This window comes from Comamonas sp. MYb396 (assembly GCF_037479555.1).
Classification (GTDB): domain Bacteria; phylum Pseudomonadota; class Gammaproteobacteria; order Burkholderiales; family Burkholderiaceae_C; genus Comamonas.
Window position 1 is genome coordinate 233,479 of sequence record NZ_JBBGYU010000005.1, and the last position, 22,591, is coordinate 256,069.

Genomic DNA, 22,591 nt, shown 5'->3' on the forward strand with positions numbered 1-22,591 from the left:
GCGCAAGCTGAGGGATTTTGCGGGCCTCGTTGCACAAGAGGGATGAAGACATGTTTATCCCTTATCGACCGCTATCCATGACACCCTTGCCTTTCCCTTCCTGCCGTCCCCTGGTTCGCTCTCTCAGCCGGCCCCGTTTGCCGCTGCATCCGCTGGCCGCCACCTTGGGCGCATTGCTGTTGGGCGGCAGCCTGCTGCCCAGCGCCAGCTGGGCGCAGCCCGCCAGCGCAGCAGCAGCTTCGCCTGGCGCTGCCCAGCCTTCTGCGGCCGCCAGGGCCTGGTCGCTGCCGGCTGCGCCGCTCGCCGATACCTTGGCCCGCATTGCGCGCGAAGGCGGCCGCTCGATCAGTGCCGACCCGCGCCTGCTGGCCGGCCGCCAGGCACCCGCCATCCATGCCCAGCTGACGGTGGAAGACGCTGCCCAGCGCGCGCTACAGGGCAGCGGCCTGCGCCTGGCGCTAACACCCAACGGCACGCTGACGGTATTGGCCGAATCCAAAGCCGAGGCTGACAGCGATGCCGATACGACAGACGCAGCGCCTGCCGCTTCGCCTGGCGACTACACCTTGCGTGAAGTGCGGGTGCAGGCCAGGCGGCTGGGCGAGACCGAAGGCACGGGTTCCTACACCAGCGATGCCATCACCATCGGCAAGACAGCGCAGGCCATGCGGGAGATGCCGCAGTCGGTCACGGTGCTGACCAAGCAGCGGCTGGAGGACCAGAACCTGGTGGACCTGGGCGCCGCTGCGGCGCAGGTGGTGGGCATCACGGTGCAGGACCAGAACACCCGCCTGCCCGATATGTATGCGCGGGGCTTCAAGATCGAGAGCATCCAGCTCGATGGTGGTGCACCGATGTTCACTGGCCACTACGCCAATGTGGCTTATGACATGGCCGAGTACGACCGCATCGAAGTGCTGCGCGGGGCCGCAGGCCTGCTCAACGGCACCGGCAACCCCGGTGGCGCCGTCAACCTGGTGCGCAAGATGCCGACCGCCACGCCGCAGTACAGCATCAGCGCATCGGCCGGGCGTTGGAACAACTACCGCACCGAACTGGATGCCTCGGGCCCACTGGCCTTTGATGGCAAGCTGCGCGGCCGCGTCGTCATCGCCTACGAGAACCGCGATTACTTTGTCGATCGCCGGTCGCTGGAGCGGCCTTTCCTCTACGGCGTGCTGGAAGCCGACCTGGGACCGGCTGCCACCTTGGCCGTGGGCGCACGCGACCAGCACATCCATGAAAAAGGCACCACCTCCTGGCTGCCCCGTTACAGCAATGGCGCCGATCTGCACTTGCCGCGCAATACCGGGTTCACCACCGACTGGTCGTATTTGAATGGCACCTCCAAGGAGCTGTTCGCCAAGCTCACCTGGCGGCTGGCTGACCGCTGGACCTTGCGCGCCAATGCGACGCAGGCCCGCCAGCAAGGCAGTGCATTCGGAGCCTTCGGCTTTGGCGCGGTCGATCCGCTGACGGGTTTGGGGCACTACTGGGGTGGCACGCCGCAGTGGTACCAGAACGAGCAGAACCTGGTCGATGTGAACCTGAGCGGTGCTTTTGATCTGCTGGGCCGCACCCATGAGGTATTGCTGGGCGTGGATGCGCAGGACATCACCAGCCGCTGGAAAGGCAGCACCTATGCGACCAATGTGGTGGGCCAGCCCATTGATGTGTTCAACCTCGACACCAGCCTGTGGCAGGAGCCCACTGCCAATGGATGGACACGTGATTACAACCCCAACAAGCAGCGCCAGATCGGTGCCTATGGCACTTTGCGGTTGGAGATTGCCGACCGGACCAAGCTGGTGGTGGGTGCCCGTGTCAACCGCTTCAAATATGACCAGCAATACTGGAACCGGGTCAACAGCAGCGGCGCGCTCGACCCCACAGCGCCCTGGACCCTGGCCGCCGCTACGCGCTATGACGAGCCCACCAAGGTTACGCCGTTTGCGGGTCTGGTCTATGACCTGAACCCCTCGTGGACGGCCTATGCCAGCTATGCGGAAATCTACCGGCCCCAGGCCAACCTGAAGGCCGGGCCCGCACCGGGCACGGGGCTGGCACCGGTGCGCGGCTCCAATATGGAGTTGGGGGTTAAAGGGGAGATATTGGACGGCAAGCTGAACACGTCCTTTGCGCTGTACCGCATCCAGCAAGAGGGCGGTGGCATTGCCGACCCCAACTACCCGGCCGAGTCGATTCTGTATGCCGGCAGCTGCTGCTACCTGGCAACGGGCAAGGTGATCAGCCAGGGCTTTGATGCTGAGATCAATGGCCAGGTGGCGCCCGGTGTGAATCTCTATGCCGGCTACACCTACAACCACAACCGCGACAAAACCACCAATGCCGCCTTGAGCTCGATCACGCCCAAGCACACCGTCAAGCTCTGGGGTACCTGGCAATTGCCGGGTGATGCCAGCGCCTGGCGCTTGGGGGCCGGCACCACCGTGCAAAGCGCCCAGTATGTATCGGGCACGGTCAGCAGCTACAACCCTTCCACCGGCCAGTACAACGGGGCCTCGGTACCTTTCCGCTATACGCAGGGTGGTTATGCGGTCTGGAATGCCTCGGTGGCCTACAGCTTTGATCCGCGCTGGTCGCTGACGCTCAACGTCAACAACCTGCTGGACAAGTGGTACTACCGCACAGTGGGCAGTGCGGCTTCGGGCAACTACTACGGCGAGCCGCGCAACTGGATGCTGACCCTGCGTGGCAAGTTCTAAGCCGCAGAAAGATCTGCGCGCTCACCCGCGCAGATTTCCTATTTAGGCCACCACCGCCTGCTTGCCCGCACCACGGTAGCGCTCCAGCCAGTGCGCGTAAGGCGCAGGCAGCACCCAGTCCGGCCGGGCTGCCTTGAGCTGCTGGGCCAGCGTGTAGGGGTAGTGCGGGTTGGCCAGCATCGAGCGGCCCATCATCACCAGCGCCATCTGGCCTTCGGCGACGACGCGCTCGGCCAGCTCGGGGTCGTCAATGCCCCAGCTCGATGCGACGGGCAGGCCGGCTTCGCGGCTGACGCGCTGGGCAATCGGGGCCAGGAAGGCGGGCTCGCCCCAGGGGATCTGCACGCCGGGGATGACAAAGTTCACGCTGACATTGAGCAGATCCAGGCCCCCTTCGCGCATGCGGCGCACCAGCTCGATGGATTCGGCCAGGGTTTCTTCATCGCGGCCATCGTATTCAATGACGCCAAAGCGGGCGGTCAGCGGCAGGTTCTCGGGCCAGACTTCGCGCACGGCGGCCAGGGTTTCCAGCGCAAAGCGGGCGCGGTTGTCAAAGCTGCCGCCATAGGCGTCCTGGCGCTGGTTGGAGTGGGCCGAGAAAAAGCTCTGGGCCAGGTAGCCATGGGCAAAGTGCAGCTCCAGCCATTTGAAGCCGGCGGCCAGCGCGCGGCGGGCGGCGGCGACAAAGTCGGCTTTGACGCGTTCGATATCGGCCAGGGTCATCTCACGGGGCACGCGGCCCAGGTCGCCACCAAAGGCGATGGCCGATGGTGCAATGGTTTGCCAGGCGCGCGGGTCGCTCTCGGGGATATGGTCGTCGCCTTCCCAAGGGCTGTTGGCGCTGGCCTTGCGGCCGGCGTGCGCGATCTGGATGCCGGGCACAGCGCCTGCGGCCTCGATGCCGGCGGCAATGCGCGCCAGGCCGGGCACATGGGCGTCATCCCAGAGGCCCAGGCAGCCAGGGCTGATGCGGCCATCGGCCGACACGCCGGTGGCTTCAACAATCACCAGGCCCGCGCCGCCCCGGGCGATCGAGGGGTAGTGCACCTGGTGCCATTCGTTGGTAAAGCCATCAGTGGCGCTGTACTGGCACATCGGGGGCACGGCAATGCGGTTGCGCAGGGTGACGTCTTTGAGGGTAAAGGGGGTAAACAGGGCTGACATGGCAATGCTTGGGCTGAGGAAAAAAGAAGGGATGGAGCGGCCGCTGGACCTGCCGCCCGCAGATCGCTTTCACATCTGCAAGGCGGGAGGTCGCTGGCTCGCACAGGGCGGTATCCCGGCCGTCCATCGCCTGCAATTGAGGTGCTACAGCCATAAATCAAATGCTGGTTTTTTATGGCGGCCATATGCCTGGCTGATATCAGGCCTGCCCCTGGCATGCATCGCAAAACAGATGGCTATGGCCGGTCTTGTCACGATGTTGTCAAATAAACGCCTTAGGGTGGCGGCCTAGCATTTTGTTACCAGTCCCCCTGTTTATGCACCGCCTCTTTTTGCCGACTGCCACAGTGGCGCTTGTCGCAGCCACTGCTTCTCCCGTCTATGCCCAACCAACAACCGCCTCGCTGGTGGTGGAGTTTGTGGCCATCCTGGCCCCAGGCGCTGCTGCGGCCGTGCCCGTGCCGCTGGGGCCGCTGGCCGTGTTGTTGAGCGTGCTGGCCATTGGCGTGGTGCTGCTGCTGGGCAAGCGCAAAGGCGCAGGCCATTGGTTGAGCCTGCCTGTGCTGGCGATGCTTGCCGTGGTGGGCTTCAGCCAGGCAGACAGCACGCAGGCCGAAGCAGTGCAGCGCACGCTGGACTTGCAAACCAGCCCGGCAAAGATCAGTCTGGACCGGGACTTCAGCGAGCGGGTATTGGTACGCAACACCACCCAGCAGCCAGTGCGCCTGCAGGGTTTGAGCATCCAAAACGGCAACGCCAGCACGCGTCTGTTTTCTTCCAGCGATGACAGCCAGGTGCCCGCCTGCCGCAACGACCTGACCTTGGCGGCAGGCCAGTCTTGTTCGATTGACGTGGTGGTGTCCGACAACTTCAGCCGGCAAACGGGCGAGGTGATGGCCGTCCAACTGCGGGACCTGCATCCCACCCAGCCTTCGGTGGGCTACGACCAGATTTACTACCATCTGGCGCGCAAGCAACCCAACATGGCGCGCTTTGCGGCTGGATCCACCAACTTCAAAGACCAAACGGAAGCCACCGAGCTCAAGCGCGCCAAGGACTATTGCGAAGACACGGGCCGGGGCAGCGCCAGCGACTATCGGGTGGGCCAGGTCTCGCTGATCAAGGGCACAGGTTTCAAATGCACGGTAGCCGATAGCGATGTCAGCCCCGATGGCCTCAAAACCGTGGTGGTGGGCCCCAATGGCCAGCTCTACCTGACCGATGGCCACCACACCTTCACGACCCTGTGGGAACTGGCCGATGGCGGCCCAGACCTGACGGTGTATGTACGCGTCGCAGGCAATTTCAGCGATACGCCAGACCTCACGAGCTTCTGGCAAAAAATGCAGGCCAACAAGTTCGTCTGGCTGTTCGATAAGGCCGGTAAGGCCATCACGCCAGAACAATTGCCCAGCACCCTGGGCCTGAGCGCACTGGCGGACGACCCTTATCGCTCCTTGGTCTACCTCACCCGCGATATGGGCTACAGCAATGCCCAGGTGCAGGAGTTTGCCGAGTTCTACTGGGGCCTGTGGCTGCGCGAAGCAGCGTCTGGCCAAGCTGCGATCGACCTGAGCAAGTACAACCTGAAGGACCTCAACACTGCCGAAGTCAATGTCCAAAACGGCGTTGAAACAGCGGGCGCAGGCAGCGCCGACAGCTATGTCGCCGCTGTACGCGATGCGGCCTTCAAAATGCGCAGCGCCACGCCCGGCATTGAAATTTTCCCCGGCGTGACCAACATCGCCATGGGCCAGCTCACACCCAGCACAAGCCCCTTGAAGACAAAGGACTGGAACGACACGCTGGAAAAAGAAGTTTGGCGCAGTGACGCCAAAAAATCCGGCGACTACCGCAACGGCGGCAAGGCCTGGTATGCCGTAGGCTGGCGCAGCTGCCAAGGCGCTCCAGCGCAGCAGCCTGCATGCTGGGACCACTACATCCAGTCGCCACCCTGGGTAGCGCAATAAGCGTGGCCAGCACCTAAGCCCTTGGAGCGCCGCAACCTTGGGGTAGGGCGCTCAAGTGGCAATTCTGATGGGCCCTTACGGGGCCCTTTCCTATGCCTGGGTCGCAGAAAACAGCAGCTCGCGCAGCCAGCGCTGCGCCGGGTTGTGGTGGCTGCGCTCATGCCAGACGGCCAGCTTGCTAAAACCTGGCACCTCCACGGGCGGCTTGCAGACCGACAAGCCCTCCATGCCAGCCACCAGGCGGCTGGGCAACACGGCGACCAGGTCGCTGGAGCGCAGGATGTCGGGCAGCACCACAAAGCATTTGAGCGACAAGGTGACCTCGCGGCGCTGGCCCAGCTTCTCCAGCGCCTCGTCCACCACGCCGTGGAAACCGCCACCCTCGTACGACACCAGCGCATGGTCCAGCGCGCAGAACTGCTTGACGCTGAGCTTGCGGCCCGCAGCGGGGTGGCCTGCGCGCATCACGCAGACATAGTGCTCCTGGAACAGCTCGCGCGCATGCATGTCCTGGGGGGTGTTCTCGCCGGTCAAAAACGCCAGGTCGATATCGCCGCGCTCGAGCTGGCCCTGCACCAGGCGCGGCTCCAGCGGGATCAGCGATACGCGGATGCTGGGCGCCTGGCGCTTCAAGGCCGCCAGAAAGGGCACGGCAATGGCGCGCAGCGCATAGTCGGTGGCGGCAATGCGGAAGGTGAGCCGAGCGGTGCTGGGGTCAAATATTGGCGGCTGCAGCAGCGCATCGATCTCGCAGAGCATCTGCTTGACCGGCAGGGCCAGATCCAGCGCGCGCTGCGTGGGCACCATACCGCGCTGGACACGCGCAAACAAGGGGTCGGCAAAGCTCTCGCGCAGGCGCTGCAGCATGCCGCTCATCGCCGGCTGGGTCAGCCCCAGCCTGCCGGCCGCACGGGTCACACTGCGCTCATCGAGTAGTGCGTCCAGCGCCTTGAGCAGGTTGAGGTCCATCTTCTTGATATCTCGCATGCTTATCGAAGTTTACATATAGCTAAATTTGGCTGATATTGTCGTGGCCCTCGCTTTCCGGCGTGGCCATGCGGGTTTGGGCAATGGCCGCAGGGGGAAGAGGGCGGCCGTGGTGCGGAGACCAAAGGGGTCAAATACCGCTGGTTACAATGCGATTAATTCCTATTTGCATTGTCTATGGGCATGCCTGCATGCCCCCAGCCCTATGACCAGCGCCGAACCCCCTGTGCATTCAGAAGTTGCCACGCTCTATGCCGACCACCATGGCTGGCTGCAGGGCTGGTTGCGCCGCAAGCTGGGCGATGTGCACCAGGCGGCCGATCTGGCGCAGGACACCTTCATGCGCTTGCTCACGCGCGAGGAGCCGGTGCAGGCGCGCGAGCCCCGGGCGTTTTTGACGACGGTGGCCCAGCGCGTGCTGGCCAACCACTACCGCCGCCAGCAGCTCGAACGCGCCTACCTGGAGGCGCTGGCCCAGGTGCCGCAAGCCACGGCCATCTCGCCCGAAGAGCGGGCGCTGCTCTTGGAGGCGCTCGACGAGATCGACCGCCTGCTCGATGGCCTGCCGGTCCCCGTGCGCCGGGCGTTCTTGATGGCCCAGCTCGATGGCATGAAGCAGGCCGAGATTGCGCAGGCGTTGGGCGTGTCGATCACCACCGTCAAGCGCTACCTGCTGCAGGCGGGCATGCGCTGCTTTTTTGCGGTGGCGCCATGACGGGCCCCGGCGCCTTGGCCATACCGCCCGAGGTAGCGCGCAGCGCGGTGGAGTGGTGGCTGCAGCAGCAAGAGGGCGCGCTGAGCGAGGGCCAGCACCAGGCCTGGCTGGCCTGGCGCGATGCCGACCCCTTGCATGAAAAAGCCTGGCAACACCTGGCCCAGGTCAGCGGCAAACTCAGCGCACTGGCGGCGCCCGGTAGCAGCGGCGCGGCCGAGGTGGCGCGGGCGGCCTTGGCGCCCCGGGGCTCTGCCCGCCGCCGCCAGGTGGTGCAGACCTTGGCGCTGCTGGTGTTTGGTGCGGGCCTTGTCTGGCAGGCCGAGCAGCAGCTGCCTTGGCGGCGCTGGAGTGCCGATGTGCGCACGGCCCGTGCCGAGCGCAAGCGCATGCGCCTGGAAGACGGCACCCAAATCGTGCTGAACGGCGCAACGGCCTTGAACATCGACTACAGCGCAGGCCTGCGCCGCCTGCAGCTGCTGGAGGGCGAGGTGCTGATCACCACGGCAGCCGATCACCAACAACCTGCGCGCGACTTTGTCGTGCAGACACGCGAAGGCAGGGCGCAGGCACTGGGCACCCGTTTTTCGCTGCGCAGCCTGGCGGGTGGGGGCAGCCTGGTCAGCGTGTTTGATGGCGCCGTGCGGCTGACCCCCGCCCACAGTGCCGGGGCCGGTCCCGTGCTGCAAGCCGGCTTTAGCGCGGTATTACAAGCCGCGTCGGTATCGACACCGCAGGCGGTGGTCGAAGAAAGCCTGGCCTGGACGGACGGCATGCTGGTGGCGCGCGGCATGCCGCTGGCCGACATGCTGGCCGCGCTGCAGCCCTATAGTGTGGAGCGCCTGGTCTGTGATCCGGCCGTGGCAGGCCTGCGCATGTCGGGCAGCTACCCGCTGGCCGATGTGGCGCGGGTGCTGGCCACACTCGATGCCTTGCCAGGTTTGCGGGTGCGCAATCTGGTGCGCTGGTGGGGCCAGCGCGAGGTGGTGGTGGAGAAGGCGACCTAGCTGCACAAAAAAATTTCAAAAAATTTCGAGCCAGCCTGGTCTGTTTTTCGTTCTCGCGGGACATGTCAAAGGAAAGCGGCATGGCGCCGTCTTGCACGGCGCTCCTGCCACCCGTTCTCTTTTCTTTGTGATCACCATGGCCAAGTCTTCTGTCCACCCGCGTCCCTCTGCCGGGTTGTCTGCGTTGAGCGCTTCTTCCGCAACCCATGCCTGGGCCTGCCGCAGCCTGGTGCTGGCGCTGGCCTGTGCCGGCATGGCCAGCAGCCATGCCCAGCCAGCTGCTGCATCGCAGGCCGTGGGGGCCAGCCGCAGCTACCAGATACCGGCTGGCGCACTCGAAGATGCGCTCAACCGCTTTGGGCGCGAATCGGGCCTGCTGCTGTCCTTCACGCAAGACCAGGTCCAGGGCTTGCGCAGCGCGGGCCTGCAGGGCAGTTATGCGCCGGATGAAGCCCTGCAGCGCCTGCTGGCCGGCACCGGCCTGGCCCTGCAGCGCATGGCTGGCGGGGCTTATATTTTGCAAGCCGCGCCGCGCCCGGCCGTGGCACCGGGCCAGGCGGGCGACACCACCTTGCCGGCAGTCACGGTGACCTCGCAGCGCGGCCAGGCGCAGCAAGGCTATGCCAGCCCCGGCCCCGTGTCTGCCACCAAGCTGGGCACCAGTCTGATGGAGACGCCGCGCAGCATCTCGGTCGTGAGCCAGGCGCAGCTGCAGGCCCAGGCGCCCAAGAGCATTGAGCAGGCACTGTCCTATACACCCGGCGTGGCCACCGAGGTGACGGGCGCCGATGTGCGCATGACCGGCGCCATCATCCGGGGCTTCAGCGATGGCAGCTCCTACTACAAGGATGGGCTGCGCCAGTTTGCTGCGGGCACCTATGGCTCCTGGAACGATGAGATCGACGAGATCGAGAGCCTGGAGGTCATCAAGGGCCCCGCCTCCATGCTGTTTGGCCAGGGCCGGCCTGGCGGCGTCATCCATGTGCTGTCCAAGCGGCCTGAGGCGGACCATGTCAACAGCGTGGGCGCCTCCTATGGGCGTTACCACCGCGCCCAGCTCACGGCCGATCTGGGCGGTGCGCTGGATGCCGATGGCAAGCTGCTCTACCGTCTTAACCTCAAGGGCCGCGACAGCGATGGCCGAGCTATCGGATCGCGTGACGACCGCCTGGCCATTGCGCCATCCTTGCTATGGAATATTTCCAGCCAGACCCAGCTGACGGTGTTGGCTAACTACTCGCGTGAGCGCAGCACGCCAAAGCCCTGGTGGCCCAGCCTGTTTGCCTACCCACAGATCAAGCAGGTATCCCCCAAGCTGACGGCAGGCGACCCGGCCTTTGACCGCTTTGACCGCGACACCCGCTCGCTGGGCTATGCGTTCTCGCACCAGACCGACAATGGCTGGACCTTCACGCAAAACCTGCGCTACTCCACGATCGACATCGACTACCGCCACATTTATGCGATGGATGTGCTGGCCGATGGCGACAGCATCACCCGCGCCAGCCTGGCCCAGCGCACCAAGGGCAAGACCCTGGCGATGGACACCCGGGCGCAGAAGGACCTGCGCTGGGGCGATGTGGAGCACCGCATGGCCTGGGGCGTCGATATCACCCAGTACAAGGAGCGCGGCGGTCTGGGCTTTGGCTGGGATGTGCCCAACCTCAGCCTGAGCGCGCCCGTCTATGGCCAGTCGATTGCGGTGCCTGAGCTCGAAGACAGCAACAGCGACCTGCGCCAGACCGGCATCTACACGCTCAACCAGTTCAAGCGCGGGCCCTGGATTGCCAACCTCAGCCTGCGCCATGATGTGGCCCGCACCACGCAGAACAGCAGCACGCAGCCTCGCATGCGCGACAGCGCCACCAGCGGCAGCGTTGGCCTGCTCTACCAGATGGCCCATGGTCTGGCGCCGTATGCCAGCTACGCCACCTCGTTCGACCCGACCACCGGCCTGGCCTTTGATGGCAGCGCCTTTGCGCCGCGCAAGGGCAAGCAGTACGAGGTCGGTATCAAGTACCAGCCGCCCGGCAGCAAGAGCGTGGTCACCGCCTCGGTGTTTGACCTGCGCCAGACCAATGTGACCACCCAGGACCCAGACCACCCGCGCTTTAGCGTGCAGACCGGCGAGGTGCGCTCGACCGGCTTCGAGCTGGAAGCGCAGATGGCCCTCACGCCTGAGGTGCAGGGCATGCTCGGCTACACCTACCTGGACCCGCGCACCACCCAAAGCAACCGTCCGGCAGAGATTGGCCGGCAAACCTTGCAGACCTCCCGCCACATGGCCAGCCTCTGGCTGGACTACCGCCCGCGCAGCCTGCCGGGCGTGATGGTGGGGGCTGGCCTGCGCTACAAGGGCCGCTCGCCCTATAACCTGGCCTCGGGTGGCAGCCTGAACTACAACGATGCGGTGACCGTGGCCGATCTGGCGCTGGCCTATGAAACACCCCAGTACCGCGTGGCGCTCAACGTCAACAACCTCTTCAACAAGACCTACTACGCGGGCATCTTCCGCGGTGTGGACCGTGAGGCGACGCTAAGCTTCAAGTACTACTTCTAAGCCCTCGAAGGCAGAAAAGCGCGTTCCTGGGGCAGAGGACAGAAAATCAGTATGGCTATTGAGAATGATTCTCTTTACATGGCTTATGATCCAGCCCCATGGAATTGTCTGCCTCCTTCACCCGCGCGCTACTGACCGGCTTTGACCGGGCCTATGCCGATCTGGTGCGGGTGGCGACGCGCAGCACCGGCAGCCGCGACGAGGCGGGCGAGCTGGTGCATGAGGCCTGGCTCAAACTGGCCGAACATGCGCAGGCCAGTGGCCAGGCCGAGGCCGCTGGCGACCAGCCCGATGACACGACAGCCTACCTGGCGGTGATGACCCAGCACCTGGCGCTGGATGCGCACCGCCGCCGCCAGCGCCATGGCCGCTATGTGGAAGGCGCCGTATTGCAGGAGCAGCTGGCGCCCAGCCATGCGCCGGATGTGGCCGATTCCGTGATGTACCGCCAGGCGCTGGCGGTACTGGAGACGGCACTGGCCGGCCTGTCCGAGCGCAGCCGCGCCGCCTTTGTGGCCCACCGTATCCATGGCGACAAGCAGCCGCTGATTGCCGAGCGGCTGGGCGTATCGCTGAACACCATCGAGCGCGATCTGATCCAGGCCAGTGCCTGTGTCGAAGACGCCTTGCAGCGCTGGCGCGGCAACCACCTGGGCAGCGCCCAGCGTGCCGGCCGGCGCCGCAGCCTGGCCGCGCTGCTGAGTTTTGCCGGTGTGGGCCTGGGCGGCCATCTGGGCTGGCAGCAGTGGCAGCTTTACCGCCAGCAGCATGTGCAGTGGCAGGCCCGTTGGCACAGCCCACGCGGCCAGCAGGTGCGCCATGCGCTGCCCGATGGCTCCAGCCTGCTGCTCGATGCGCTCAGCCAGGCCCAGTTGCAGTATTTTGCGGCGCGCCGATCGGTGCAGCTGCTGCAGGGCGCCGCCTTTTTTGAGGTGGCGCGTGAGGAGAACCGGCCCTTTGAGGTGCAGGCGGCCGGCCTGCGCATCACCGTACTGGGCACGCGCTTTGGCGTGGAGATCACGCCGATGGGCCGGGGGCCCAGCCGGGTCAGCGTGCAGGTGGAATCCGGCCGGGTGCGCGTGGAGCCGATGGCTGATGGCGATGCCTCCCCAACGGCGCAAGATGATGGCTTTGTACATACGCTGGAGGCCGGCCAGGCGCTGCAGTGGGCGGCGGGCGACCGCAGCCCCGAGCTGTCGCCGGTGGAGTCGGCCGCCTCCTGGCGCCACGGTGAGCTGGTGTTCAGGCATGCCACCCTGGGCCAGGCGCTGGAACGGCTGGCGCGCTATGCGCCGTTTGCAATCGTGGCCACGCCCGATGCGGCGCGGCTGCCGCTCAGTGGCCGGGTGCGCATTGGCGAGGCCCAGGCCTGGATACAGGCACTGCCCCGGGCCTTGCCGGTGCAGGTGCAGCAGCAAAGCGATGGCAGCCTGCTGCTCAGCCGCCGCAGCCGGTCTTGAGGGAGCAGCGCACGCTATGGCACTGCACTATGCGGGCTGCGGCAGCCGCGATCAAATTATTTTTCAGGAACTTTCGGGCCCAGTCGTCCTTGTGGTGAGCGTTTGCTTTCACCCCCTCATCACAAGGACGATTTTCATGCCTTCATTGCTTTTCCGTGCCCGGCGCTCGCCGCTGGCCCATGCCGTGCTCTTGTTGGGCCTGGCGCTGCCGCTGCAGGGCGCGCTGGCACAAGCCAGCAGCCCCGCCCAGACCCTGCGCTTTGACATGGCCGCCCAGCCGTTGGCCGCTGCGCTGGACCAGTTTGCCCGCCAGGCGGGCCTGCAGCTGGTGTTTGCGCCCGAGCTGGCCGCCGGCCGCCAGGCCCCGGCCCTGCATGGCCAGCTGCCGCTGCGCGAGGCGCTGGACTTGCTGCTCAAGAACAGCGGTCTGCATGGCCGCATGCAGGATGGCACCTTGACGGTAGAGACGGCGCCCACGCGCGAGAGCATCTTGGCCGAGGTGCGGGTGCAGGCCCGCCGCGCGGTGGATGGCACCACCGAGGACACGGGCTCCTACACCAGCCGGGTCACCAGCATCGCCTCCAAATCCGACCTGGCTTTCCGCGAGATTCCGCAGTCGGTATCGGTGGTCACGCGTGCCCAGCTCGATGACCGCCGCCTGACCGAGGTGCGCGATGCGCTGGCCGCCACGCCGGGCATCACGACGTCGCTGACCAATTTCGAGTCGACCAATTTCTTCTCGCGGGGCTTTCAGATCGACAGCATGCAGGTGGACGGCGGCGCGCCGCTGAACATTGCCAGCTATACCTACAGTGCCACCCAGAACATGGACTTCTATGACCGGGTCGAGGTGATGCGGGGGGCCTCCGGCCTGCTGGGCGGCGTGGGTGATCCGGGCGGCATCATCAATGTGGTGCGCAAAAAGCCTTTGGCCGAACCGCGCGTCACGGTGCAGCAGTCGCTGGGCAGCTGGAGCAACTACCGCAGCATGCTCGATGTGACCGGTCCGCTGGCGCTCGACGGCCGGGTGCGGGGCCGTGCGGTGCTGTCCTATATCGACAGCGACTCCTACATCGACATCAAGCACAAGCGCTCGCCCCAGTTCTACGCCATCATCGAGGCCGATCTGACGCCCGACACCTTGCTGAGCGCCGGCATGAGCCGCGCCAACACCCGCACGCGCGGCGAGGGCGGGGGCGATGTGCCGCGCTACAGCGATGGCAGCGACATTGGCCTGCCGCGCAACGCCAGCCTGACCCAGCCCTGGGCCACGGGCCGCACCCAGAAAAATGAGCTGTTTGCCGCGCTGGAACACCGGTTGAACCCGAACTGGCGCGCCAAGCTGAATGTGACACGCAGCACCTCGGACTATGACGGCACCACCGCCTTTGGCTATGGCGCGCTGGACCGCGAAACGGGCAGTGGTGTGACCTGGAACGGCGGCGGCCACTATCTGTACAAGAACACCCAGACGGTGGCTGATGCCAGCCTGTCGGGCAACTTCTCGCTGCTGGGCCGCACGCATGAGCTGGTGCTGGGCGTCGATCGCCAAAGCGTGGAGAGCTTCTGGAATGTGGGCTACTCCAGCGATCCATCAGGCGTGGTACCGATTGATGTGTTCAACCCTGGCTACTGGCAGCCGGCGGCGGCTGGCCCGGTCTCGCGCCGCTACAACCCCTGGGGCCAAAAGCAGCTGGGCGGCTACGGCGTGCTGCGCCTGCACCCCACGGACCGGCTGCATGTCATCCTGGGTGGGCGCTACGCCAAGTACAAGTTCAACCAGGTGTATGAGGCTATGGATGCGGCCGGCAACTGGGAGCTGGCATCGGGCAGCCGCTTTAGCGAGCCTGGCAAGTTCAGCCCCTATGGCGGTGTGATCTATGACCTCAATGGCCAGTGGTCTGCCTACCTGAGCTATGCGTCGATTCTCAAGCCGCAGGCCTTGTCCAAGTCCGGCCCGCCGCCCGGCGATTCGCTGGCGCCTGTCAAGGGCAAAAGCTATGAGGCGGGCCTCAAGGGCGAGCTGATGGAGGGCAAGCTCAACGCGACCTTCAGCCTCTTCCATGTGGAGCGCAGCGGCACGGCCGTGCTTGACACGCGCTACCCCAACAACCACGAGGAATGGTCGGGCAACTGCTGCTACCTGCCACAGGGCCGGGTCACCAGCCGGGGCTTTGATGTGGAGGTGGGCGGCGAGCTGCGTCCGGGCTGGCAGGCGTCTGCGGGCTACACCTATGTTTCCACCCGCGATGAGACCGAGGGTGCGCCTTTCAGCAGCATCACGCCGCGCCATCTGCTCAAGCTGAGTACGGCGTATACCTTGCCGGGTGAGCTGTCTGCCTGGCGCGTGGGGACCAGCGCCCACATCCAGAGCAAGCACTATGTGAAAGACACCTTGTACGACGCCAACTGGAACCCGGTGCGCAACTACGACTTCAGCCAAGGCGGCTACGCCGTGTGGAATGCGATGCTGCAGTACCGGGTCGACCCGCGCTGGACCGTGACCTTGAACCTCAACAACCTGTTCGACAAGACCTACTACCAGTCGGTGGGTTATGCGAGCGGCAGCAACTACTACGGCAGCCCGCGCAGCGCGATGCTGACCTTGCGGGGGACCTTCTAAACAAAAAACCGCCGGGCCACTGGCTTGAACCCGTACCGTTTGAGGGCCCAGCCGCTGCCACAGGCGGGTGGATCCTCGACAGGTGCTTACAAACCAGCTGGCCCTTTTTTGCATCTCGTTTGTCATGTAAGAGGAGGGGCCTGAAAAGGCCCATTGGCGACTTAAAAAATTGTTTATCCCGCAACCACCACGATGCCCCTATCCATGAACCCCATTCCTAACGCCCCCAGCGCCCACCCGGGCCTGTCTGTCCTGAGCCGCTTGCTGGCCGCCGTGTTCGGCGGCTACCTGCTGGCCAGCGCCTTGGCCGTCTTTTTGGCGGCCGTGCTGCCCGCTGCCCGGGCCGAGGCAGTGCTGGCCGGCATGCAGTGGAGCTTTGCGCTGCATGCGCTGGCGGCGGTGTGGGCGTTCTCGCCGGTCTCGCCGGGTAAGGTCTGGCTGGGTATTGCGCTGCCCGCGCTGCTGCTGGCTGCGGGCGCTTGGGTGCTGGGGCGCTGACATGGGCAAGACCGTGATCGACAAGCGGCCGGGCAGCGGCGCAGGGCGGGGCGGGTTTCGCCAGGCGCAGGCCTGGCTGCACACCTGGTGCGGGCTGTGGTTCTCCTGGCTGCTGTATGCGGTGTTCCTGACCGGCACCCTGGCGGTGTTCCAGGAGGCGATTGGCCACTGGATGACGCCTGAGCACCATGCCGAAGAAGCGGCGCATGAGGCCGAGCAGGCGGCTGCCGAGGCCGCTGGCCTGGCCTCCAGCCGGGGCCAGCGCCTGGCCTGGGGCGCGGCCTTTATGGAAAAGCACCACCAGGGCGCCGAGATGTGGGAGATCTGGCCGACCGATGCCAAGGGTGGCGGCGACCTGAAGGTCTACTGGTTTGACCAGCAGCGCCAGTACGCCGATGCCGAGCTGGACACCCGCACGGGCGAGCCTCTGGATGAGCACCACCATGGCGCGATGCGGGCCACGATGGGTGGCGAGCATTTTGTGCATTTCCATTACGAGCTGCATGCCGGCCAGGCCGGGCTGTGGGTGATCGGTGTTGCCGGCATGGCCATGCTGGTGGCGCTGATCAGCGGCGTGATTACGCACAAGCGGATCTTTCAGGACTTTTTCACCTTCCGCGCCCGCAAGGGCCAGCGCAGCTGGCTGGATGCGCACAATGCCGTGGCGGTGTTGACCCTGCCGTTTCAGCTGATGATTGCCTACACCGGCATTGCGATATCGGCCCTGACCTTTATGCCCGCTGGCATCTGGAGCCAGTACGGCACGGCGCCCGGCGCCGTCCAGACTTTTGCGGCCGAGCTGGGCGAGCCGGGCAAGCCGCCGCGCTCGGGCGAGGCCATGGCGGTGCCCGATCTGGAGAGCTTTGCCGCACGTGGCCAGGCGCTGATCGGCCAGCCTGTGCGCGCCGTGGTCGTGAACCACCCTGGCGATGCAGCTGCGCGCGTTGGCATCTACGGCTGGAACAGCGATGCCAACGCCGACAAGCGCCTGAGCCCCAATACCGGCATGGCCATGTTCTCGGCCGCCAGCGGCGAGCTGCTGCAGCTGCGCATGCCCGGCGAGGCCGAAGGCGGCGGCGCATCGCTCGCCCAGTCGGTGATGGGCGGGCTGCACATGGTCAAGTTTGGTGGCTGGGTGATGAAGTGGCTGTACTTTGTCTGCGGCCTGGCAGGCACCGCGATGATGGCCACTGGCGCCATCCTGTTTGTTGTCAAGCGCCGCAGCAAGCACATGGGCGAGTTTGGCAGCGCCACGGCCGCCGTCTACCGCCTGATCGAGGGGCTGAATGTGGCGGCGATTGCCGGCCTGGGCGTGGCCTGCATTGGCTACCTCTGGGCCAACCGCTTGCTGCCGGTGGAGCTGCCGCAGCGCGCGCAGTGGGAGCTGGGTGTCTTCTTTGGGCTGTGGTTGGCCGCGTTGCTGCATAGCCTGCTGCGCGCCCCGGCCAAGGCCTGGCTGGAGCAGATGGCGCTGCTGGCTGCGCTGTGCCTGCTGCTGCCGGTGCTGAATGCGGTGACCGTGGGCGACCACTGGCCCGCGCAGCTGATGCGCGGCGATTGGGAAAGCGCCGGCGTGGAGCTGGGCGCCTGGGCCTTTGGCCTGGCCGCCGTCTGGGCCTGCAGCGTGCTGTGGCGCCGCCGCGCGCTGGTCACGGGCAAGGCGGCATCTTCAACCGCTAACAAGGTACAGGTGGGCGCATGAACAGTTGGCAAGCATCCGCGTATGCACTGGCGCTGGCCTTTGCGGGCATGACGGCCCTGGCCTTTGCGATGGAACGCCACCATGAGCAGTTGACGGGCGAGCGAGAGATACCCAGGCGGCGCAGCCAGCTGCTGCGCCTGCTGGGCAGCTTGCTGCTGGCGGCCGCCGTGCTGCCCAGCGTGGGAGGCTGGGGTGTCACCGTGGGGGTGGTCGCCTGGCTGGGTTGGATATCGGCCGGCGCCTTGGTCGCCGTGCTGTGGATTGCGGCTGCGCCGCGCTGGGCAGCGCGTGCAGCGGCTGCGCTGGCGCCGCTGGCCTTGTTGGGTTTGATGTGGCGGTGGGCCTGATGGCTTGCTGATGAATGAGAGTCGCTAGCACGGCCCAGCAAACCGAAGGTTTGCGGTTGAGACTAGGCGCCAAGCCGCAGGCAGTACAGACGTACGACAAGGCTTGGTGCGGCCGGCCAGGTAATGACGTATCAAGGGTTGTGTTAGTGACTCTAAGTGAGGGAGCTATGGTGGGGGAAGAAATGATGGGTGTGCAGAAGCAATGGCTGGGCGTGGCTGAGGGAGACATCTCATGAAGGTCTCGCGTGTGGGAGTGGCAGCAGTCGCCGCTGCGGCGGTGGTGGCCGGGGCGTTGCTGTGGTGGTCGGGCCGCCCGGCCATGGCCTACCAGAGCGAGCCGGTGGCGCGCCAGGATATCGAGGCCACGGTGACGGCGATTGGCACCTTGCAGCCGCGCAGCTATGTGGATGTGGGCGCGCAGGTATCGGGCCAGATTCTGAAGCTGCGCGTGCAGCCCGGTGCCGAGGTGGCCAAGGGCGATCTGCTGGTGGAGATTGACCCCAGCGTGCAGCGTGCCACGGTGGATGCGGGCCGTGCCTCGTTGGCGGGCCTGCGCGCCCAGCTGGCCGAGCAGCAGGCCCAGCACCGGCTGGCGGGCCAGCAGCTGCAGCGCCAGCAGCAGCTGAGCGCGCATGAGGCCACGCGCGAGGAAGACCTGCAGACGGCGCAGGCCAACTTGGCGATGGCCGTGGCGCGCATGGATCACTTGAAGGCCCAGATCAGCCAGACCCAGGCATCGCTCAAGGCCGACGAGGCGCGCCTGGGCTACACCCGCATCTATGCACCGATGGCGGGCACCGTGGTGTCGGTCGAGGCGCGCGAAGGCCAGACGCTGAACGCGACCTACCAGACGCCCAATATCCTGCGCATTGCCGATCTGTCGGCGATGACGGTCTGGACCGAGGTGTCCGAGGCCGATGTGCGCCGCGTCAAGGAGGGCATGCCGGTCTACTTCACCACCTTGGGCGGTGCCGGCCAGACCAAGCCGCGGCGCTGGAAGGGCCAGGTGCGCCAGGTGCTGCCCGCGCCCGCCGCCAGCCAGGCCCAGCCGGCCGGCAATGCGCAAACGCCGGCACCCGCCACCAAGGCCGTGGCCTATACCGTGCTGTTTGATGTGGGCAATGAGGACGCCGAGCTGATGCCGCAGATGACGGCGCAGGTGGTGTTTGTCAGCGCCAGTGCCAGCCAGGCGCTGGCCGTGGCGCTGACGGCGGTGGAAGAAGACAAGACCCGCGAAGGCGCCCATGTGGCCCGGGTGCTGGATGCCAACGGCCAGCCCCAGACGCGCAGCGTGAAGCTGGGCATACGCAGCCGCCACCAGGTGGAGGTGCTCGAGGGCCTGGCCGAAGGCGAGAAGGTCGTCATCGGCGAGACCGCGCTGGAGCGGGGCCCCAGGTGGCTGCAATGGTGAGCGGCCCGGTTGACGCAAACCAGCCACTAATCGCACTGCGCGGCATTCGCAAACACTATGGCGACCCGGCCAGCGGCCAGCCGCTGGTGAGCGTGCTGCATGGCATCGACCTGGAGATCGACGCGGGCGAGTTTGTCGCCATCGTAGGCAGCTCGGGCTCGGGCAAGTCCACCTTGATGAACATCCTCGGCTGCCTGGACCGGCCCAGCGGCGGCAGTTACCACTTCCAGGGCCAGGATGTGGCGCAGTTCGACTCGGACGCGCTGGCCTGGCTGCGGCGGGAGGCCTTTGGCTTTGTCTTCCAGGGCTACCACCTGATTGCCAGCGAAAGCGCCAGTGAGAACGTGGAGATGCCGGCGATTTACTCCGGCCTGCCCAAGGGGGAGCGGGTGCAGCGCGCGCAGGCGCTGCTGCAGCGCCTGGGCCTGGGCGAGCGCCTGGGCAACCGGCCCAACCAGCTCTCGGGCGGGCAGCAGCAGCGCGTGTCGATTGCGCGCGCGCTGATGAATGGCGGCCATATCATCCTGGCCGACGAGCCCACCGGCGCGCTTGATTCGCACAGCGGTGCCGAGGTGATGGCGCTGCTGCGCGAGCTGGCCGCTGCCGGCCACACCATCATCCTGATCACGCACGACCGCGATGTGGCGGCGCAGGCGCAAAGAGTCATCGAGATCAGCGATGGGCGTATCGTGGGTGACAGTGCCAGCCAGCCCGAAGCAGCGCCGGCCGCCGCAAGTGCAACTGCAAGTGCGCGCACAGGCGAGGGCACCCGCATGCAGCTGGCGCCGGTGCCCCAGGGCGGCAGTGCCTCGGCCGCGCCGCTGGTCGCCGAGCTGCTGGAGGCCGCGCGCTCGGCCTGGAGGGGCATGCGAATGAACCGCGTGCGCACCAGCCTGACCTTGTTGGGCATAGTGATCGGCGTGGTCTCGGTGATCGTGATGCTGGCCATTGGCGAAGGCGCGCGGCGCAAGGTGGTCGAGCAGATGGGCACCATGGGCACGGCGATTCTCTATATGGGCAGCAAGCCGCCAGCCACTGGCGGGCCGGCAGGCCAGATAACAGAGGAAGACCTGGCCGCGTTGCGCGAGCTGCCCGAGATACGGCGCGTGATGCCGGTGATTGGCGACCCGGTCACCGTGCGCTATGGCAATGCGGACAAGCAGGTCTATGTGTTTGCTGCCAGCCAAGAGATGCCGCTGGTGCACCACTGGAAGCCCAAGCTGGGCCGCTACTACACGGACACCGAGGACCGCGATCTGGCGCCGCTGGTGGTATTGGGCCACAAGGCGCACAAGCACTTTTTCCCCGACACGCCCAACCCGCTGGGGCGGCAGCTGATCATCGGCACCTCGGCCTTCGAGGTGATTGGCGTGATGAGCGAGCGCGGGGCCGATTCGGGCGCGCAGGACTATGACGACATGGTCTTTATCCCTTACCAATCGGGCCGGGCACGCGTCTACCAGGCGCAGACCCAGCCGGACTATGTGGTGGTCGAGGCCATGTCCTCAGCGGTGGTCAACGAGGCCGAGACGGCTATCCACCGCGTGCTGCTGGCGCGGCACGGCGGCCGCGAGGACTTTGGCATCGGCAATGCGGCAGCGCGCATCCAGGCCGAGGCGGCCACGCGCCAGAGCATGGCGGTGATGCTGGGGCTGATTGCAGCGGTGTCGCTGGTGGTGGGCGGCATTGGCGTGATGAATGTGATGCTGATGACGGTGCGCGAGCGCACGCGGGAGATCGGTATCCGCATGGCGGTGGGCGCGCGCCAGAGCGATATCCTGCGCCAGTTCTTGACCGAGGCCAGCCTGGTGACCCTGTCCGGTGGCACCGTGGGCCTGGTGGTGGGCGCGCTGGTGGGCGCCGTGCTGGTGCTGGCCGGTGTGCCGGTGGTGTTTTCCATCCGAGCCATGGCCGGTGCCTTTGCCTGCGCGGTGGTCACCGGTCTGGTGTTTGGTTATATGCCGGCCAAGACGGCCGCGCGCCTGGACCCGGTACGGGCCCTGGCAGGAGAGTGAGTATGCAGATCTTCCCAATCGCCAGCGCGCTGGCAGCGGCCCTGGTGCTGGCCGGCTGTGTGTCGGCACCCAGTCAGGTGCAGCAGTCGCAGTTGCAAGCCCTGGATGTGCCGGCCCAATGGCAGCGCAGTGACGCTGCCCAAGGCGATGCCGTCAGCCAGGGCTGGTGGCGCAGCTTTGGCAGCGCGGAGCTGGATGCGCTGGTGGCCGATGCCCAGCAGCACAGCCTGGATGTGGCCGCCGCCATGGCCAGGGTGCAGCAGGCACAGGCCAGCGCCCGCTATGCCGGGGCCGAGCTCTTGCCCACGGTCAATGCCACGGCCCAGGCCGGGCACCAGGGCCGGCTGGGTGGCCACGCCGAGACGACGGGCCGCAACCTGTCCGTCGGCCTGGCTGCCAGCTATGAGCTGGACCTCTGGGGCCGCCTGCAGTCGCAGCGCGATGCAGCAGGCGCTGCGCTGCGCGCCAGCAGTTTTGACCACGACACGGTGCGCCTGTCGGTCACCGCCGCAGTGGCTGATGCCTGGCTGCTGAACGTGGGCCTGCGTGAGCGCGGCGAGATTGCCCAGCGCAATCTGCAAACCGCCGAGCGCCTGCTGGCGCTGGTCGAATCCAAGGCCAGTTTTGGCGCGGCCACATCGCTGGAGCTGGCGCAACAGCGCGGCCTGGTGGCGGCGCAGCGCCGAGCGCTTGCGGCCCTGGACCAGCAGCAGGCCGATGCCCAGCGCAGCCTGGCCTTGCTACTGGGCCAGGCGCAAGGCCCTGCCGTCAGCCAAAGCAGTGTGCTGGCCTTGCAGGTGCCCCGCATCGACCAGGGAGAGCCCATCGAGCTGGTCACCCGCCGGCCCGACATTGCCCGCGCCGAGGCCCGCTTGCAGGCGGCCGATGCCGACCTGGAGGCCGCACGCGCCGCCATGCTGCCCCGCCTGAGCTTGACGGCCGAGCTGGGCGCACAAGGCCGGCAACTGCACCGTGTGCTGGACAACCCGCTGTACTCGCTGGCCGCTGGCCTGGCTGCGCCCATCTTTGATGCCGGCCGCCTGGCCGCCAACCGCGACCTGGTGATCGCCCAGCGCGAGGAGCTGCTGCTGGCCTACCGCCAGAGCATCGTCCAGGCCTTCAGCGATGTGCAGACCGCCTTGAATGCCGTGGCCGGTGTGCAGCAGCAGGCGCTGGCGCAAGAAGAGGAACTGCGCCAGGCCCGCAAGGCCCTGGCGCTGGCCGAGGCCCGCTACCGCGCCGGTGCCGAAACCCAGCTGGTGCTGCTCGACACGCAGCGCTCGCTGTACCAGGCGCAGGACTTGGCGGTGCAGTTGCACCAGGAGCGCCTGCGCGCCAGCGTGGCCTTGTACAAGGCGCTGGGCGGCGGCTGGGGCCAGGTGCAGGGCGAGCCTATCAAGGGCTAGCGC

The 22,591-nt window shown here is 66.4% G+C and carries 15 protein-coding genes; 13 read left to right on the forward strand and 2 right to left on the reverse strand.

Annotation, left to right across the window (positions count from 1 at the left end; translation table 11 throughout):
* Positions 1–86: 86 nt before the first annotated feature.
* Positions 87–2,726, forward strand: a complete 2,640-nt coding sequence (locus tag WH265_RS13675) for a TonB-dependent siderophore receptor (RefSeq protein WP_339558631.1) — start codon at positions 87–89, stop codon at positions 2,724–2,726.
* Between the two features lie 42 nt (positions 2,727–2,768).
* On the opposite strand, the gene WH265_RS13680 is transcribed toward WH265_RS13675, so the two are convergent.
* Positions 2,769–3,890 carry an NADH:flavin oxidoreductase/NADH oxidase gene (locus tag WH265_RS13680; protein WP_339558632.1) on the reverse strand — a complete coding sequence of 374 codons (1,122 nt, stop codon included), beginning with the start codon at positions 3,888–3,890 and terminating at the stop codon, positions 2,769–2,771.
* Between the two features lie 317 nt (positions 3,891–4,207).
* Between WH265_RS13680 and WH265_RS13685 the strand changes: the two genes are divergently transcribed.
* Entirely contained in the window at positions 4,208–5,860 is a 1,653-nt protein-coding gene (locus WH265_RS13685; RefSeq protein WP_339558633.1) for a ParB-like protein, read from the forward strand.
* Between the two features lie 90 nt (positions 5,861–5,950).
* Here the strand turns inward: WH265_RS13685 and WH265_RS13690 are convergent, their stop codons facing one another.
* Positions 5,951–6,847: a LysR family transcriptional regulator gene (locus tag WH265_RS13690; protein WP_339537430.1), complete on the reverse strand. Its 897-nt coding sequence runs from the start codon at positions 6,845–6,847 to the stop codon at positions 5,951–5,953.
* A gap of 205 nt (positions 6,848–7,052) precedes the next feature.
* Here WH265_RS13690 and WH265_RS13695 point away from each other — a divergent pair, with 205 nt between their 5' ends.
* From WH265_RS13695 to WH265_RS13745, 11 genes are all read left to right on the forward strand, one after another.
* Entirely contained in the window at positions 7,053–7,562 is a 510-nt protein-coding gene (locus WH265_RS13695) for a sigma-70 family RNA polymerase sigma factor (protein ID WP_339558634.1), read from the forward strand.
* On the forward strand, positions 7,559–8,566 hold the full coding sequence (locus WH265_RS13700) for a FecR domain-containing protein (RefSeq protein ID WP_339558635.1): 1,008 nt from the start codon (positions 7,559–7,561) through the stop codon (positions 8,564–8,566). The genes WH265_RS13695 and WH265_RS13700 overlap by 4 nt, the downstream gene beginning before the upstream one ends.
* 136 nt (positions 8,567–8,702) lie before the next feature.
* Positions 8,703–11,126: a TonB-dependent siderophore receptor gene (locus WH265_RS13705; protein ID WP_445228529.1), complete on the forward strand. Its 2,424-nt coding sequence runs from the start codon at positions 8,703–8,705 to the stop codon at positions 11,124–11,126.
* A 98-nt stretch (positions 11,127–11,224) separates the two neighbouring features.
* On the forward strand, positions 11,225–12,586 hold the full coding sequence (locus tag WH265_RS13710; RefSeq protein ID WP_339558636.1) for a sigma-70 family RNA polymerase sigma factor: 1,362 nt from the start codon (positions 11,225–11,227) through the stop codon (positions 12,584–12,586).
* Positions 12,587–12,722: 136 nt separating this feature from the next.
* The gene (locus WH265_RS13715) at positions 12,723–15,209 is read left to right on the forward strand and encodes a TonB-dependent siderophore receptor (protein ID WP_339558637.1); all 2,487 of its coding nucleotides are present in this window, start codon (positions 12,723–12,725) and stop codon (positions 15,207–15,209) included.
* Positions 15,210–15,413: 204 nt separating this feature from the next.
* Positions 15,414–15,707: a DUF3649 domain-containing protein gene (locus WH265_RS13720; protein ID WP_339558638.1), complete on the forward strand. Its 294-nt coding sequence runs from the start codon at positions 15,414–15,416 to the stop codon at positions 15,705–15,707.
* Between the two features lies 1 nt (position 15,708).
* Complete coding sequence (locus tag WH265_RS13725) at positions 15,709–17,409, forward strand: PepSY-associated TM helix domain-containing protein (RefSeq protein ID WP_339558639.1); 1,701 nt, start codon at positions 15,709–15,711, stop codon at positions 17,407–17,409.
* Positions 17,406–17,756, forward strand: coding sequence for a DUF3325 family protein (locus WH265_RS13730; RefSeq protein ID WP_339558640.1), 351 nt, complete (start codon positions 17,406–17,408; stop codon positions 17,754–17,756). The genes WH265_RS13725 and WH265_RS13730 overlap by 4 nt, the downstream gene beginning before the upstream one ends.
* Positions 17,757–17,988: 232 nt before the next feature.
* Positions 17,989–19,167, forward strand: coding sequence for an efflux RND transporter periplasmic adaptor subunit (locus WH265_RS13735; protein ID WP_339558641.1), 1,179 nt, complete (start codon positions 17,989–17,991; stop codon positions 19,165–19,167).
* Positions 19,161–21,182, forward strand: coding sequence for an ABC transporter permease (locus WH265_RS13740; RefSeq protein WP_339558743.1), 2,022 nt, complete (start codon positions 19,161–19,163; stop codon positions 21,180–21,182). The genes WH265_RS13735 and WH265_RS13740 overlap by 7 nt, the downstream gene beginning before the upstream one ends.
* Positions 21,183–21,184: 2 nt before the next feature.
* On the forward strand, positions 21,185–22,588 hold the full coding sequence (locus WH265_RS13745; RefSeq protein ID WP_339558642.1) for an efflux transporter outer membrane subunit: 1,404 nt from the start codon (positions 21,185–21,187) through the stop codon (positions 22,586–22,588).
* Positions 22,589–22,591: the final 3 nt, after the last annotated feature.